The organism is Methanomassiliicoccus sp., from assembly GCA_012719175.1.
Classification (GTDB): Archaea; Thermoplasmatota; Thermoplasmata; order Methanomassiliicoccales; family Methanomassiliicoccaceae; genus UBA6.
In genome coordinates this window covers 242,908-256,486 of sequence record JAAYAX010000004.1, presented here as the reverse complement: position 1 = coordinate 256,486, position 13,579 = coordinate 242,908, and the positions used below count along the sequence as shown (strand labels likewise).

Here is a 13,579-nt window from a genome sequence, read left to right as displayed (position 1 = left end):
TACGCCAAGCTTTATTCCAAGGTCATTACAATAGGGGAAAGCACATGTCAGACAGGGTTACTGTTTCAGTTATAAAAGCAGATGTAGGCTCAGTTGGCGGTCACGCTAGACCTCATCCACTCATGATGAGGAAGTGCGAGGAGAGGCTCGCTGACGGCTTGAAGGCGGGCACCATCGATGACTACTACGTCACTCGCGTAGGAGACGATATCAACCTCATCCTCACCCACACCCGCGGTGAGAACAACAGGGACGTCCACGGACTGTGCTGGGAAGCGTTCATGGACGCGACCAAGGAGGCCAAGAAGATGAAGCTCTACGCCGCCGGTCAGGACCTCCTGACGGATGCCTTCTCCGGCAACGTCCGGGGAGCGGGGCCGGGGGCCGCGGAGATGGAGTTCAAGGAGCGTGGCTCCGAGCCCATCGTCTTCTTCATGGCTGACAAGACAGAGCCTTCAGCATATTCCCTGCCCTTGTGCAAGACTTACATGGACCCCTTCACGACCACGGGCCTGGTCATTGATCCCCGTGCACACCAGGGTTTCAAGTTCGATATCGTGGACGTGTGCGACTCCAAGAAGGTTACCATGTCCACGCCCGATGAGACCTATGATATCCTGACCCTTCTGGGCGATACCACCAGGTATGCCATAAAGAAGATATGGTCCAAGATAGATGACATCGGTATCGGTGCCGTGGTCTCCACCGAGAAGCTCAACATCTCTGCCGGCAAGTACGTGGGCAAGGACGACCCTGTCTGTATCTGCCGCGCGCAAAGCGGTCTGCCGGCGATCGGGGAGATTCTTCAGCCCTATATGTTCCCTATGCTCGTTTCCGGCTGGATGCGCGGCTCCCATTACGGCGGATGGTATCCCTGCTCCGTGGCCGACTCCGACCCTGTCTACTTCGACGGTCCCCCACGCATATGCGCCATAGGGCTGCATGTCAGCAACGGAAAGCTCCAGGGTCTCGAGGATCCCGGCTCCAAGCCCGGATGCCATGTGCCTCTGGACTACTTCTCCGGCAGCTGCTGGGATGAGGCCCGCAAGGGTGCGGTCAAGGCGTCCATATACATGAGGCGCCATGGGCCCTTCATGCCTGCCGTGCTCGGCCCTGAGGAGATGGAGTACACCACCCGTCCCGCGGTCCTCAACAAGCTCAAGGAACGCATGGAAAAGCTGGATTGAGATGCGAACTCCGGTCATAATAGTGAACTTCAAGGCCTATGCCGAGGTGGAGGGAGAGCGTTCCGTCCACCTGGCGACGGCCTGCCAGGAGGTCTCGGATGAGACGGGGGTGAGCTTCGCGGTCTGCCCTCCCATTACAGAGATATCGGCTGTGGCCAAAGCCGTCAGCATTCCTGTGATGGCCCAGCACATGGACCCCCGGAAGCCCGGGGCGGCCACGGGATGGACGACCCCTGAGCTGATCAAGGCAGCGGGGGCCCAGGGCACTCTTCTGAACCACTCCGAGCGCCGCATGGTGCTCGCTGACCTGGCGTTAGCCATACTGATGGCAAAGGAGAAGGGGCTGGAATGCTGCGTGTGCACGGACACCGAGGCCACCTCGGCCGCTGCCGCCTCCCTCGGCCCCGAGTTCATCGCGGTGGAGCCTCCCGAGCTGATCGGGGGCGATGTATCAGTGACCGATGCCAGACCTGAGGTCGTGAGCGAGGCGGTGGCCGCGGTACGCCGTGTTGACGAAGGCATAAAGGTCCTGTGCGGGGCCGGCGTGAAGACCGGCAAGGACGTGGCCAAGGCGGTGGAGCTGGGGGCGTCAGGTGTACTCCTGGCATCCGGCGTGGTCAAGGCCAAGGAACCGGGCAGGGTCCTCCTGGACCTCGTTCAGTTCCTCTGACCGAGAGTGCGTTAATTGTAGTGGTTTTGAATATTACCCCTCCTCGTTCCTCCAGGATCGATGAGGGGCCTGATGTTCCTGGTCCTGCTGGCTGTGATTCTCCCGATCGCCCAGCCAGGCCTCTCATCACCCTCCGCTTCTATGGAAATGTCCACGATCCGAACAGGAACGGTCTCGGAACCGCTCAGCGGGCTGGTCCTCACCGAGGTCTGCCCTGGCCGACCTGTGGAATATGTGGTCATCACCAACCGTGGACCTTCGGTCTCCCTATTCAATGTCACCATCGACGATGGGGAAGGGGAGGTGAGGATCGACAAGGACATCGTTCTGGACCGCTCCTCATCGATAGGCGTTACCGTCAATAGGACCATCTTCAGCTCCCTCCGGCCGAACCTGGATTGTCTTCAGAAAGGAGATGACGGTATTGCCTGGAGTGGCCGTTTCACGCTCGCCGATGATGGTGATGACGTAGGCCTTTTTAGCGGAGGGGTGCTGATGGACAGGGTGATTTATGGCAAGGTCCAGTTCACAGGCGAAGGATGGACAGGTCCATCCGTTGAGAGCGTCACCAAAGGCCACGCTGTGATCAGAGAGGGTGCTGACACCAACGGCTCCACGGACTGGGCGGTCGTTCCCCCGGGGCGATCTTCCTTCCCCGCGCTGACCTGCCAGGCCATCGTGGAACCGTTCTCTGTGCCCGAGAACGCGGTCGGGCGACTTCTGAGGGAGTTATCCCAGGCCTCCAGGACGGTGAACTGCTCTCTTTACGAGATCACTGACGCCTGCATCGTCAACGCTCTGGCAGCATGCTCCCTCCGGGGGGTCGAGGTGAACGTGCTCATCGAAGGCCAGCCTGTCGGCGGACTTTCGGAGGCATCGCTGAACGCCAGCGCGAGCCTCCAGGCCCATGGGGTCTTGGTCAAGGAACTAAGGTCGTTCGAGTCGTACAAGCGCTACGACTATCTCCACGCCAAATACATGATCGTGGACTCCCGCAGGGTGGTGATCATGTCTGAGAACTGGGGCGGAGGCCTGCACGTCAATCGGGGCTGGGGCGTGACCCTGGACAGCGGGGAGGTGGGCAGGTATTTCGAGGCCGTGTTCAAGGACGATATTGGTGGTCTCATCGACACCGCCCCCGCCCGCGATGGAGGCTCTGCGTTACCGCTTTTCTCCGTTCCAGAGGTGGAACTGACGGACGTGGAGCGTTATCGCTGTGAGGTAGCGGCGCTGGTCGCTCCCGACAACGCCGCGGAACGCCTCATGGACATGATAAGGGAGGCCCAAGAGATCATTCTCGTGGAACAGCTCTCCGTCGACGACAGATGGTTGAAGGGGACGACCCTGCTGACCTCGCTGATCGACGCTGCGGAGCGGGGGGTACAGGTGCGCCTGCTCATGGGCTCTTCCTGGGGAGGCGGGGACAATCCCGCGGTGGCCGATGAGCTGAACAGCATCGCCCAGGCACGCGGCCTGGACCTGGAGGCAAGGTCGATATCCTCCTATCACAATCTCTCGGTGATGCACAACAAGGGGCTGATAATCGATGACCAGGTGGTTGTATCCTCTATAAACTGGGGGGATACCTCCCTCTATCAGAACCGTGAGGTGGGAGCGGTGGTGACGTCAGCCTCTGCTGCCTCATATTTCAGTCACCTGTTCTGGCAGGACTGGTCCCCCGATCCTGAGCACCCCGCGGTGGAACTGCCATGGACCTTCATGAGGGTGAGGTCGGGAGAACCGGTCCTTCTTGATGCTACCCGATGCTCAGACAACGCTCCTGGCCTGACAATAGAGTGGGACATCGATGGTGACGGCATTCCGGAAAGTAACGAGACAAAGTTCGCGGTGAGGCTGGGGGAGGGGAACCACACGGTGGTCCTAACTATCACCGACCTCGGTAACAACATCGTTAGGGCATGGTGCTGGGTGGAAGTGGTCCCTCCTGACAGTGAAGGAGGAGGATCTTCATGGAAGATGATGGCCCTCCCCCTGTTCGCCGTGGCCGTGATTGCATGGAAAACAATTATTGGGAGGAAGGGACATTGACGCGGCATTGTACCTCCGAACGTTCAACCCAGACGACCTGGCCTCTGTGTATGAACTCGCGTGCTCCACCCTCAGTGAGCGCTACGACCCCAATCTCTTCACTAGCGTGTCCTCCGCCTGGCCACAAGGATTCTTGGTCGTGGACGGCGGAGGCGACATAAAGGCCTTCCTTCTGGGCATAATGACCACATCGGTCCATGCCCGGGTTCTGATGCTGACGGTGGTGCCGGAGATGCGCCGCCATGGGATAGGGACAATGCTCATGACCAAGTTCCTGGACGAGGCCAAGAGGAAGGGCGCCAAGGTGCTGACCCTGGAGGTACGCAAGGGTAACATCCAGGCGCTGGAGTTCTACAGCAGGTTCAACTTCATGCTGATAGGCGAGATCAAGGGCTACTACAATGATGGAGAGGACGCCCTGCAGCTGCAGCTGTACGTCTGATCAATGGTAGGCCTGGTCGTCCTTGATGTGCTCGTTCCAGAAGTAGTAGGGCGATTTCTCCTTCTGCGCCGAGGATATGTCCGTTCCCAGACCCTTCATGTAGGTCCCGTAGCGGTCGCGGATCTGCTCCTCCGCCGTCCGGCTGCGCCTCTGGGCTGCGAGCACATGACTCTCCTCGATCAGGGTATCGCCGTTCTCCACGGCCAGGTCACCGGCGGCACGGATGAGGCCGCCCAATTCCCTAAGTCGCAGGGTCAGGGCGTTCTCCTTCCCGTCCATCATCCGGGCCCTGGTCCGGGCCTCCTTGATAATGAGATCTATGGCCGATCTTGAGGCATGAGGTATGCGGCCGTCCGTGGTTATCTCCTGGGCGATGAACTGGGCCATGCGTGCCCTGTTGATTTCGTCATCGGGCATGGAGGTCTCCACGAGGACCTCGTACCCATCGCCGGAGATACGCGATCGCAGAGGAGAGAGGACCTGCTCCAGGTCCTGGATGTTGCAGGCCGCCACGAGGATGAAGTTGGCGGGGACGGAATCGACCTTGACGGAAGCGCCGGCCGACTGAGGGTTGCGGCCGGAGATGGGGGCCCGCCTTTCCTGCATGGCGGTGAGGATGTACCTCTGCAGTGGTCCGAGATGGGATATCTCGTCCAGGAACAGAACGCCCTCATGGGCCTCATGCACGGCGCCTGGAATGACCCGCTCGTAGGGCTGTGTTCCCAGGGAGGAGTGTCCCCCGAAGGGGTCATGACGCACGTCACCTAGAAGCTCGGTCTCCGAGGCCCCGGTGGCCAGAACGAAAGGGTTCCGTTCCAGGGGCACGATCACCTTCCGGGGCCGCTGGCGCTCCACCTCCCGGCGGCGCTCCAATGCTTCCTGGTCCAGCATCCTGATCTTTTCCCCGGCGCGCTCGAACACCACCACCTCTTCTTTGTCGCCCCGCCTCCTGGTGGTGGTCACCTTTTCCTTTCCCGCGTTCAGGCCAGGCGCAGCGCTGGCCATGGACTCCATGAGGTTTCCCAGGAGGTCCCCGAAGGGGTTTCCCGGCTGAACGCCCGTTTCCGCCTTGCTCTTCCCGCAGCTGGGGCATGAACGCTCCTGAGGGCTGGAATAGGAGGAGCATGAACGGCATCGGTATCCCAGGCGTTCGGCGACATGGACGGGGGCGGCAGTGGGCTCTACGAGCTCTCCCTCCGCCGATCCTCTGGTCTCCTTCTCCCGGCCCACCTCCTCCTCCCTCTTGACCTCCACCAGCGGCCTCTCAGGGTTCTCGGGGTTATGGACAATGCGAACCTCCTCTCGGGGCTTGGGGAGATGCAGTGCCAAGGCCTGGGCGATCATGGACTTACCAGTGCCCGGTGGGCCCACCAAGAGCAGATGCCTCCGCTGCTTGGCGGCTATACGTGCGAGCTCCACCGCCTCGTCCTGGCCGATGACCCTTTTAAGAGGGTCCCTAGGGATCAGGATATCCGCGGTCGTGGTGATGGACCTGAGGTCCACCTCCGACTGGATGTCCACCTTTTCGCTCATTCGTTCAGGTCTTCCTTGGTCCAGACCTCTACCGCGGTAGGCTGTTTGGTGATGTTGCCCATCTTGGTGCCTACGATGGTGGCGATCTTGTTGTCCGCGGCGATGTCCAGTATCCTCTGCGTGATGATACCGTCGAACACCACGGCGCCCACTCCCTTGACGTTGGTCTTGAGGGTGTTGACCAGCTCTCTGACGGGGACCTCCTTTATGAGCTCGCCTGCTGAGTCCAGGATACGCGCCTTTGAGGTCGTGGACAGTTCGTTTATCATGGTCTTGAACTGGGTCTGGGCGTCCGAGAGGTTCTTGGTGGGGACATCCTCTACCGGCTCAGGCTCGGGCGTCGTCTCGATGGCCTTCTCCGGTAGCTCCGCCACTGGCTCGGTGGGTGGCAGCTCCTTCACCGGTTCACGGACCTCCTTGGGCTCACGCTGCTCTCTGCCCTTGCGCTCCCGGGGCTCACGGTGGGGACGCTCCTGCTGCCGCTCCTGAGGCCGCTCTTGTACCTTCGGCTCCGGCTGCGGCTCTTCGCGCTGCTCCCTCTCCTTAGGCAGTTCCTTGGGGGCGCGTTCCTCACGTGCTTCCGGGGCCGTCTTTCCGTTATCCCCGGACATGCCGTACATCTCCATGAACTGCTCACCGGGGATCTTGTTGCGGAGGCACTTCATGATCTGCTTCTGGGTCAGCTCCTCGACCTCCATACCCCGGGGGGCGCGGGCGACGAAGTCCACCTCTGCGACCTGGAACAGTTCCCGGAGGATCAGCTCTCCCCCACGGTCCCCGTCCACGAAGGCGGTGATGACCCTTTCCTTGCTCAGGTCCATTACGGTCTTGGGAACGTTGGTGCCCTCCACGGCGATGGCGTTCTTTATGCCTGACTTGAGGAGGTTCAGAACGTCCGATCTCCCCTCCACTACTATGATGGCGTCGCTGTCGGCGACGTTAGGTCCGGCGGGGAGGCGCTCCTTGCCATAGTTCACTATCTCCTCGGTCTGCACGCTCTGGCGAACGCTCTCGGTGAGGTCGATGCCGGTGGTCTTGGACTGCTTGATAAGCTCGGTGAGCAGTTCCCTCGCCCTCTCGATTATCTTTGACCTCTTGGTGATGCGGACATCCTCTATGCTGAGGATATTGATCTTGGCCTTGCACGGCCCCACCCGGTCGATGGTCTCCAGCGCCGAGGCCAGTATGACGGTCTCCACCTGATCGAGGCTGGAGGGTATGAGGACCTCGCCGTCGGACTTGCCTTGTTTGGAGCTAACCTCGACCTCGATGCGTCCGATGCGGCCGCTCTTCTGCAGGTCCCTGAGGTCCAGCTCGTCGCCCAGGAGCCCTTCGGTCTGGCCGAAGATCGCCCCTACCACGTCCGGCTTCTCCACTATGCCATCAGCCTGCAGTTTGGCCTTGATCATGTATTTGGTAGTGCTAGGATCTATGTTCATTATGGTTACACCTCGTATCACGTTAGAACGATCTTCCTACGACCAGAACACATGTTCTATCCGACACGTTCACCAGGACATTCGCCCGAGTTCCATCGGCGCAAATCTGGTGTTTTAGTTATATCCCTCAATAGGGAGGGAGACTTGATGATGATAGTGAGCATGAAATCAGTCTTGTGAGGAAGTCGTTTCGCCCCGATAGTGAGTATTGATATTAATAAACATTTCTGGTCCGGTTCGAAGATTCAGACCAATGGTATCGAACAAGATAGCAGAAGAACGCCTCACCCTCCCGAGGCCACCTTTATGAACCTGACGGAATCGCCCTCGGTCAGTACCTCGTCCAAGGGAATAGGGGTTCTCCCCCTCAGCACCAGGAAGGCATCAGGGCTCAGGGCGAGCTGTCCAATGATGTCCAGGGGACTGGAGCCCTCCGGGACGTCCATCGCCTGCACCTCTTGGCCTTGAACTATCTTGATCCGCATGCCTAGTCCATACCTCGGATGGATTTCTTCTTTTCGCAACATAAATCAGAGCACCTGCCGACAACCTGACGGCCTTCGGTGCGTCCCCTTCCAGATGCACTATAGTCGCCCCCATTGACAAAATGCTTATATCCATCGCTGGTTTCACCATGAGTGACGCCGAGGTAGTCTAGTCCGGTAAGGCGGTGGTCTCGAAAGAAAGAGATCTCCGAGCGAACCACTGGCGGTCTCCGCCTCGGGAGTTCAAATCTCTCCCTCGGCGCCATTTTTCCCAGTCCCCTCCGATTGGCGTTCCGTTCTCAATCAGGCACCCATTTTATCTTCGTGTCATCGTTACGTAATGACGAAGATCATGACCACTTGTCGCTGCACCGCCATCAAGAACCTCACCGCCGACCTGGTTGGATGGAGCTCCGGGGAGCTGTCAGAGATCGGACTCGGAGAGGAGATGGACATCGATGCGTTCAACCGCTTCGCTGACATATACCGGATAATATTCTATTTGAGACGCGGACTGCCTGTAGCTGGTTACAAGGACCTGGGGGAGGTGCATGACCGCCACCTCTCGGACCGCATGCCCCTCGAGACCTTCGAGGCATTGGGAACGACGGAGGCGGCCCTGATCCTCTTCCAAACCCTTAACGGACGATAGGGGCAGCATCCCGCACTCGGTGCACAGGCTTGTGGGTGCATCAGTCCTTAAAGGCGCTGAACTTGATCACACCCTTCCCCCAGACCGCATCCTGGAAGCGATTAGCGAACTCCTCCATGTCGCGAGGGTAGAACTCTCCGAAATTGTCCTTCACATAGGACTGGGACCTCTCGAAGGCGTCAAAGTCCTTATCCCCTGCCAGAAGGATCTCCAGCTTGGGGAACACCACGTCCTCCTCTTCTTTGATGTGGTCCCGCATGTGAGCGACCAGCTCCAGGCAGTTCTCCCTCAATGACTCGTTGTCACGGGCGTGCAGGGCGGCAGCGATGTTCTGGGCCAGCTCCGACGCCCTCCGATGCTCCCGGATGAGCTCGTCGATCGTTGCCGGAAGCTCGGAGGCCCCTTCTGAGGATATCGGGAACACGACGATCTCCTCCCGCCCATGATGGTATCGGTCCATGAAATCGAACAGGAACTCGCTTACCTCCTCCATTTCCGGTCGGAAGCGGTCGAAAGCGTTCTCCGTGGCCAGGTCGGACAGGACGTCCAGCACCTGTCTTAGGATGCCATGGTCGAAGGACAGCATGGTCAAGGTTAGGCTCATGATATGACAATGGGAGGAGGTAATATCAAAGGCCTTCTGTTCCCTATAGGATCGGTCTAGTTGTGAACAATATCTGAACGCTGTGATCGGCGAATATGGGGCAGCTAACATTCATGAAAGCCTCCGCCCTTCAGGTGTTCTAAGGCTTAACTCGTCCGTGCGGCAAGCTCAGCTTTGACGTCCCAACACTTCGCCCATGCTGCCAGCGCGGTAGCCTTGGAGGTCAAGGTCCACGTAGGTGAAACCCAGCTCACGGAGCCTGGATACGAGGATCTCGCGCGAGGAAAGCAGCTTGGGCATGTCAAGCGGAAGGACCTCGATGCGTGCCACGCTGCCGTGATGACGGACCCTTAGCACCTCTATGCCCAGATCGGCCACCGCCTTTTCGGCCTCCTCCACCTGCCGCAGCATCTCCTCGGTGATGGGAACGTTGAAGGGGATGCGGGTCGCCAGGCAGGGGTTGGCGGGCTTTCGGGCGGTGGACAGCCCCAAGTGCTCGGAGAAGCGCCGCACATCGTCCTTGCTGAACCCAGCTTCCGTCAGGGGGGACCTGATGCCTAGCTCCTTGAGCGCCCTCCTTCCTGGCCTGTCATCGTCACGGTCTCCCGAGTGGCTCCCGTCCATGACGATATCGAACCCCCGTGTTCTGGCCACGGATATTATGTTTTGAAGGATCGCCCTCTTGCATAGGTAACAGCGGTCCTTGCCGTTCTCTGTTAGACCTGGTATCGCTCGGATGTCCATTCGTGCTACCACGGTGTCCACGCCCATCTGACGGGCATTTTCGACGGCCTCCCCGACCATGCCCGTGGGCATGACCTGGCAGTCGACGATCACCGCCAGGACCTCACCTGGAAGCTCTTCCTGGGCGATCCTCAGTAAGAAGGTGCTGTCCGCTCCGCCGGAGTATGCGACCGCCGCTCTCCCCATCCTTCGCAATATGGCCCTGAGATCGTCGAGCTCGCCCACCTCGCTGTTCACGAAGCTCCAACGCCGACCGTTCCTAAATCGTTTCCCTCCTCCAGGGGAGGGAACAAATAATATTACGAGGCAACATATGTTGCGAGGATGACCGCCCGGGATGTTCTGGAACGATACAGGGACGGGGAGCTGACCATTGAAGAGGCTGAACGTCAGCTGCGATTGGACTACGTGGTTCGCATCCGCGAGCACACGTTGTTCGACACCCGGCGCTCCTGTCGTAAGGGCATCCCTGAGATAATCTATGGACAGAGCAAGAGCCCCGAGGAGGTGGCGGAGATTGTGAGCGAGGTCATCAGAGAAACGGACCGCGTCCTTGTATCCCGAGCGGACGAGCATCATTATGAGGCGGTGTGCAGGGCAGTGGGCGAGGGCATGGTATCCTACATTCGGCCGGCTGCCATGCTACGGGTGGAGCGAGAACAGGCGATGGCATCGAGAGGCAGGATAGGCATCCTGGCGGCCGGTACCTCGGACCTGCGGGCCGCTGAGGAGGCGAGGACGGTGGCGGAGGCCATGGGAGTAGAGGTCATGGTCGCCAGGGATGTGGGCATCGCGGCCTTCCATCGCTTCTTAGACCCCTTGGTGGCCATGCTGGAGGCGGGGGTGGACGCCCTGGTGGTGGTGGCCGGTATGGAAGGTGCATTGGCATCGGTCGTCTCCTCCCTTGCCGACGTTCCCGTGATAGGGGTGCCCACCTCCGTCGGCTATGGTGCGGGAGGGGAGGGCAAGGCAGCACTGGTCTCCATGCTGCAATCATGCTCTCCGGGACTCACCGTCGTGAACATAGACAACGGCATAGGGGCGGGGGCGACGGCTGCCCTTATCAGCCTGAGGTGCCGGCGGTGAACGCTCGCCCGGAAGGGGGCGATGCTCATGGTCAGTAGGGCGGAGAACCAGGAGGCCGCGGACAGGTTCTGGGAGCTGGCCTTGGCCATGGAGATCAAGGGGGACCGTTGGCGTTCAAGCTCCTACCTCAAGGCCTCCAGTAGCATCGAGGAACTGGCGGAACCTTTGCAAATCATCAGCGAACGGGGAGAGCTGCGCAGGATAGAGGGGGTCGGCGAGAGCATCGCCGCCAAGCTCAACGAGCTTCTGTCCACGGGCAGGATCGAAGCCCTGGAGGCGGTGCGCGACCTTCTGCCGGAAGATCTTCCCATCTTCCGCGACGCGCCTGTCCTTGGCCTGGGGGCCATTGCGGAACTGGTGAGCAACCTGGACGTGCGCTCGGTGGACGCTCTGCTCCGGGCCTTGGATGAAGGCGTCCTATCCACCAACATCCGGATCGGCGAGGACGCGGAGAGGCGGATCAAGGAATGGCTGGTATGGAGGAGGGAAGAGGCGGCGGAGGTCCCCACTCCGTACGCCCTACGCTCTGCCGAGCGTGTCTTAACATGCATGCAGGAGGGCGGCATTGTTAGCAGGATCGAGCTATCCGGTCCCGCCCGAAGGAAGGTGGCCGCAGTGGCCAACATAACGCTGCTGTTCGCATCCCCCACGCCCGAACTGGCCATAGCCAAGTTCGGGACCTGCCCGGAGATCACCGAGCTGACGGTGGTGGAAAGGGACCTGGCTGTGGGCAAGACCTCCTCCGGGGCGGGGTGCATGCTGCGCCAGGTCACCGAGCAGCGATTCGCCCTGGAGAACTTCCGCCGCACCGGCCCCCAGGCCCATGTCGATGAGGTCCTCTCCGCCCTTGAGGCCAGGTACGGTCCCCTTTCGGCCGAAGAAGGACCGTTCTCGACCGAGGCGGAGATCTATGGTGCGGCCGGACAGGAGCTCGTTCCCGAGGAGATGAGGGATAGAGGCCGGCCTTACGATGGAGTGGTGGCGAAGACCGATCTCCTTGGAGACCTGAGGGTGCGCTCCATCCTCACGGACGGCTCCATCAACGTGGAGATGATGGCAGAGGCCGCGGCGTCCATCGGCCACTCCTATATCTGCCTGTGCGATCGCCTCGGGCGGCGGGTCGACGGGGAGACGCTGGCACGGAGGAACGATATGGTGGATGAGGCGGATGCGCGCTCTCCGGTCACTCTGTTGAAGGGTATCGAGGTGAACATCGCTCCCGACGGCAAGCTCGAAGCACCCCCCTCGCTGCTTGAGGACATGGACCTGGTGATAGCCTCGGTGAACACCAAGCTCGACATGGGAGAGGACGGGATGAGGGCAAGGATCCTCCACGCCCTGGACGATCCCTGCATGGATGTGCTGGGGCATCCCTGCGGCCGGGTACTGGGCCTTCGGGAGAGGGTCATCCAGGACCTACGCCCCATCGCCGAGAGGGCGGCCGAGAGGAAGGTGGCGTTGGAGATAAATGCCCATCCCGACAGACAGGACCTCGATGATAACGACGCTTATGGTCTTTATGAGCTAGGAGCGTTCTACTCGCTCGGTACCGATTCCGCATGCCCCCTCAAGCCCCAAGACTGGGACTGGGCCGTCTCCATGGTCCGACGGGCAGGCCTGGAGCCGCAAAGGATGCTGAACGTGCTGCCCCCGCACGCACTCCAGCAAAGGGAATGGAGGAAGTGAGCAACGATGAGCATGTTCGCACGAAAGGGAAAGGACGTCACCATCAGGAGGATGACCGCAGAGGACGTCGAGGAGGTACGGGAGGCCGGTCAGCTGGCCTGGTCAGACCTGGCCACGCAGTCGGTCGGTCGGAAGTTCACGTATCCTAAGCGGTCCCAGAAGATCATCGCGGCATACCTTTGGAAGGACCCCCAGGGCTGCCTGGTGGCCGTGGAGAAGGGTAAGATCATCGGCTCCGCCTTCTGCCATGTTGTGGGCAGGGTGGGCTGGACCGGCCCCCTGGAGGTCCTGCCCTCGTACCAGGACCACGGTGTCGGACGCCGTCTCCTGGCCGGGTGCGAGGCGCACCTGCTAGAGAGAGGCTGCTCGGTCATCGGGCTGGAGACCCTGTCCAACATACCGAAGAACCTGCACTTCTACCTGACCGCCGGGTACCGGCCGGAGAAGACCGTGGTCATCCTGGAAAGGATCTTGCGCCGCAACGATGTGGTCACAGAGGGCGTGTCGGAGATCGCCCCGGACGCCGTGGGCGATATCTCGCAGTACATATCTCCGCTCAGCCAGAGGATAAATCCCTATCTGGATTACAGCATGGACGCCGAGGTGATCTTGCGCAAGGAGCTGGGAAAGGTCTATGTCCTGAAGGAGGGGGAATCCGTCCAGGGCTGTGCCCTCCTTCACACCTATCATCACGGGGAGGAGAGCGCCTACGCGTCCATCAAGACCGTGCTGGTGGACCCGTCCGTTCCCGATCACAATCAGGCGCTGGACCGCCTCCTGGCCGCGTGCGAAGCAGGGACGCTGGAGGCAGGGAAGGAGAAGGTCATGACCCGCTTCGCGGTGAGCGACACCTCCCTATACATGGCCATGCTCTCCCGGACCTACCTTCTGAAGGGGGCCAACGTGCGCATGATCAAGAAGGGAGAGTACAACGAGGTGGGGAACTGTAACATAACCTCCTGGGCCGGTTAGCGGGGTGTTCGGAGGTCCGGTCACAAAGGA

13 protein-coding genes and 1 tRNA gene are annotated in these 13,579 nt (G+C 60.5%); 9 read left to right on the top strand and 5 right to left on the bottom strand.

Going from position 1 to position 13,579, the window contains the following annotated elements:
• The first annotated feature begins 44 nt into the window (after positions 1 to 44).
• The 4 genes from GXX95_01695 to GXX95_01680 all read left to right on the top strand — a co-directional run bounded on the left by GXX95_01695 (position 45) and on the right by GXX95_01680 (position 4,348).
• Positions 45 to 1,187, top strand: coding sequence for a fructose 1,6-bisphosphatase (locus GXX95_01695; protein ID NLT36859.1), 1,143 nt, complete (start codon positions 45 to 47; stop codon positions 1,185 to 1,187).
• 1 nt (position 1,188) lies between these two features.
• A complete protein-coding gene (gene tpiA, locus GXX95_01690) occupies positions 1,189 to 1,857 on the top strand; it encodes a triose-phosphate isomerase (GenBank protein NLT36858.1) in 669 nt (222 codons plus the stop codon).
• 72 nt (positions 1,858 to 1,929) lie between these two features.
• Positions 1,930 to 3,906: a hypothetical protein gene (locus GXX95_01685; GenBank protein NLT36857.1), complete on the top strand. Its 1,977-nt coding sequence runs from the start codon at positions 1,930 to 1,932 to the stop codon at positions 3,904 to 3,906.
• A complete protein-coding gene (locus tag GXX95_01680) occupies positions 3,887 to 4,348 on the top strand; it encodes a GNAT family N-acetyltransferase (GenBank protein ID NLT36856.1) in 462 nt (153 codons plus the stop codon). Before GXX95_01685 ends, GXX95_01680 begins: the two co-directional genes overlap by 20 nt.
• Here GXX95_01680 and GXX95_01675 read toward each other — a convergent pair whose 3' ends face one another.
• From GXX95_01675 to GXX95_01665, 3 genes are all read right to left on the bottom strand, one after another.
• The gene (locus tag GXX95_01675; protein ID NLT36855.1) at positions 4,349 to 5,881 is read right to left on the bottom strand and encodes a sigma 54-interacting transcriptional regulator; all 1,533 of its coding nucleotides are present in this window, start codon (positions 5,879 to 5,881) and stop codon (positions 4,349 to 4,351) included.
• Positions 5,878 to 7,320, bottom strand: a complete 1,443-nt coding sequence (locus GXX95_01670; GenBank protein ID NLT36854.1) for a DNA primase — start codon at positions 7,318 to 7,320, stop codon at positions 5,878 to 5,880. The genes GXX95_01675 and GXX95_01670 overlap by 4 nt, the downstream gene beginning before the upstream one ends.
• A gap of 284 nt (positions 7,321 to 7,604) precedes the next feature.
• Positions 7,605 to 7,805 carry a MoaD/ThiS family protein gene (locus GXX95_01665; GenBank protein NLT36853.1) on the bottom strand — a complete coding sequence of 67 codons (201 nt, stop codon included), beginning with the start codon at positions 7,803 to 7,805 and terminating at the stop codon, positions 7,605 to 7,607.
• Positions 7,806 to 7,963: 158 nt separating this feature from the next.
• On the opposite strand from GXX95_01665, the gene GXX95_01660 reads away from it, so the two are divergent.
• Positions 7,964 to 8,070, top strand: a tRNA-Ser gene (locus GXX95_01660).
• 75 nt (positions 8,071 to 8,145) lie between these two features.
• Positions 8,146 to 8,457, top strand: coding sequence for a hypothetical protein (locus tag GXX95_01655; GenBank protein NLT36852.1), 312 nt, complete (start codon positions 8,146 to 8,148; stop codon positions 8,455 to 8,457).
• A 40-nt stretch (positions 8,458 to 8,497) separates the two neighbouring features.
• On the opposite strand, the gene GXX95_01650 is transcribed toward GXX95_01655, so the two are convergent.
• Together GXX95_01650 and larE are read right to left on the bottom strand one after the other, a co-directional pair.
• A complete protein-coding gene (locus GXX95_01650) occupies positions 8,498 to 9,061 on the bottom strand; it encodes a hemerythrin domain-containing protein (protein ID NLT36851.1) in 564 nt (187 codons plus the stop codon).
• Between the two features lie 168 nt (positions 9,062 to 9,229).
• Positions 9,230 to 10,042, bottom strand: coding sequence for an ATP-dependent sacrificial sulfur transferase LarE (gene larE, locus GXX95_01645; protein ID NLT36850.1), 813 nt, complete (start codon positions 10,040 to 10,042; stop codon positions 9,230 to 9,232).
• An 87-nt stretch (positions 10,043 to 10,129) separates the two neighbouring features.
• Between larE and larB the strand changes: the two genes are divergently transcribed.
• The 3 genes from larB to GXX95_01630 are packed head-to-tail and all read left to right on the top strand — an operon-like array spanning position 10,130 to position 13,549.
• Positions 10,130 to 10,891, top strand: a complete 762-nt coding sequence (gene larB / locus GXX95_01640) for a nickel pincer cofactor biosynthesis protein LarB (GenBank protein ID NLT36849.1) — start codon at positions 10,130 to 10,132, stop codon at positions 10,889 to 10,891.
• A 21-nt stretch (positions 10,892 to 10,912) separates the two neighbouring features.
• Positions 10,913 to 12,577, top strand: a complete 1,665-nt coding sequence (locus GXX95_01635; GenBank protein ID NLT36848.1) for a hypothetical protein — start codon at positions 10,913 to 10,915, stop codon at positions 12,575 to 12,577.
• Positions 12,578 to 12,583: 6 nt separating this feature from the next.
• Positions 12,584 to 13,549: a GNAT family N-acetyltransferase gene (locus GXX95_01630; GenBank protein NLT36847.1), complete on the top strand. Its 966-nt coding sequence runs from the start codon at positions 12,584 to 12,586 to the stop codon at positions 13,547 to 13,549.
• The last annotated feature ends 30 nt before the right edge of the window (positions 13,550 to 13,579 follow it).

Coding starts and splice junctions, on each gene's coding strand:
- GXX95_01670 (NLT36854.1), bottom strand. CDS start 7,320: ATGAACATAGATCCTAGCACTACCAAATACATGATCAAGGCCAAACTG.
- GXX95_01630 (NLT36847.1), top strand. CDS start 12,584: ATGAGCATGTTCGCACGAAAGGGAAAGGACGTCACCATCAGGAGGATG.
- GXX95_01685 (NLT36857.1), top strand. CDS start 1,930: ATGTTCCTGGTCCTGCTGGCTGTGATTCTCCCGATCGCCCAGCCAGGC.
- GXX95_01635 (NLT36848.1), top strand. CDS start 10,913: ATGCTCATGGTCAGTAGGGCGGAGAACCAGGAGGCCGCGGACAGGTTC.
- GXX95_01665 (NLT36853.1), bottom strand. CDS start 7,805: ATGCGGATCAAGATAGTTCAAGGCCAAGAGGTGCAGGCGATGGACGTC.
- GXX95_01675 (NLT36855.1), bottom strand. CDS start 5,881: ATGAGCGAAAAGGTGGACATCCAGTCGGAGGTGGACCTCAGGTCCATC.
- tpiA (NLT36858.1), top strand. CDS start 1,189: ATGCGAACTCCGGTCATAATAGTGAACTTCAAGGCCTATGCCGAGGTG.
- GXX95_01655 (NLT36852.1), top strand. CDS start 8,146: ATGACGAAGATCATGACCACTTGTCGCTGCACCGCCATCAAGAACCTC.
- larB (NLT36849.1), top strand. CDS start 10,130: ATGACCGCCCGGGATGTTCTGGAACGATACAGGGACGGGGAGCTGACC.
- GXX95_01695 (NLT36859.1), top strand. CDS start 45: ATGTCAGACAGGGTTACTGTTTCAGTTATAAAAGCAGATGTAGGCTCA.
- GXX95_01650 (NLT36851.1), bottom strand. CDS start 9,061: ATGAGCCTAACCTTGACCATGCTGTCCTTCGACCATGGCATCCTAAGA.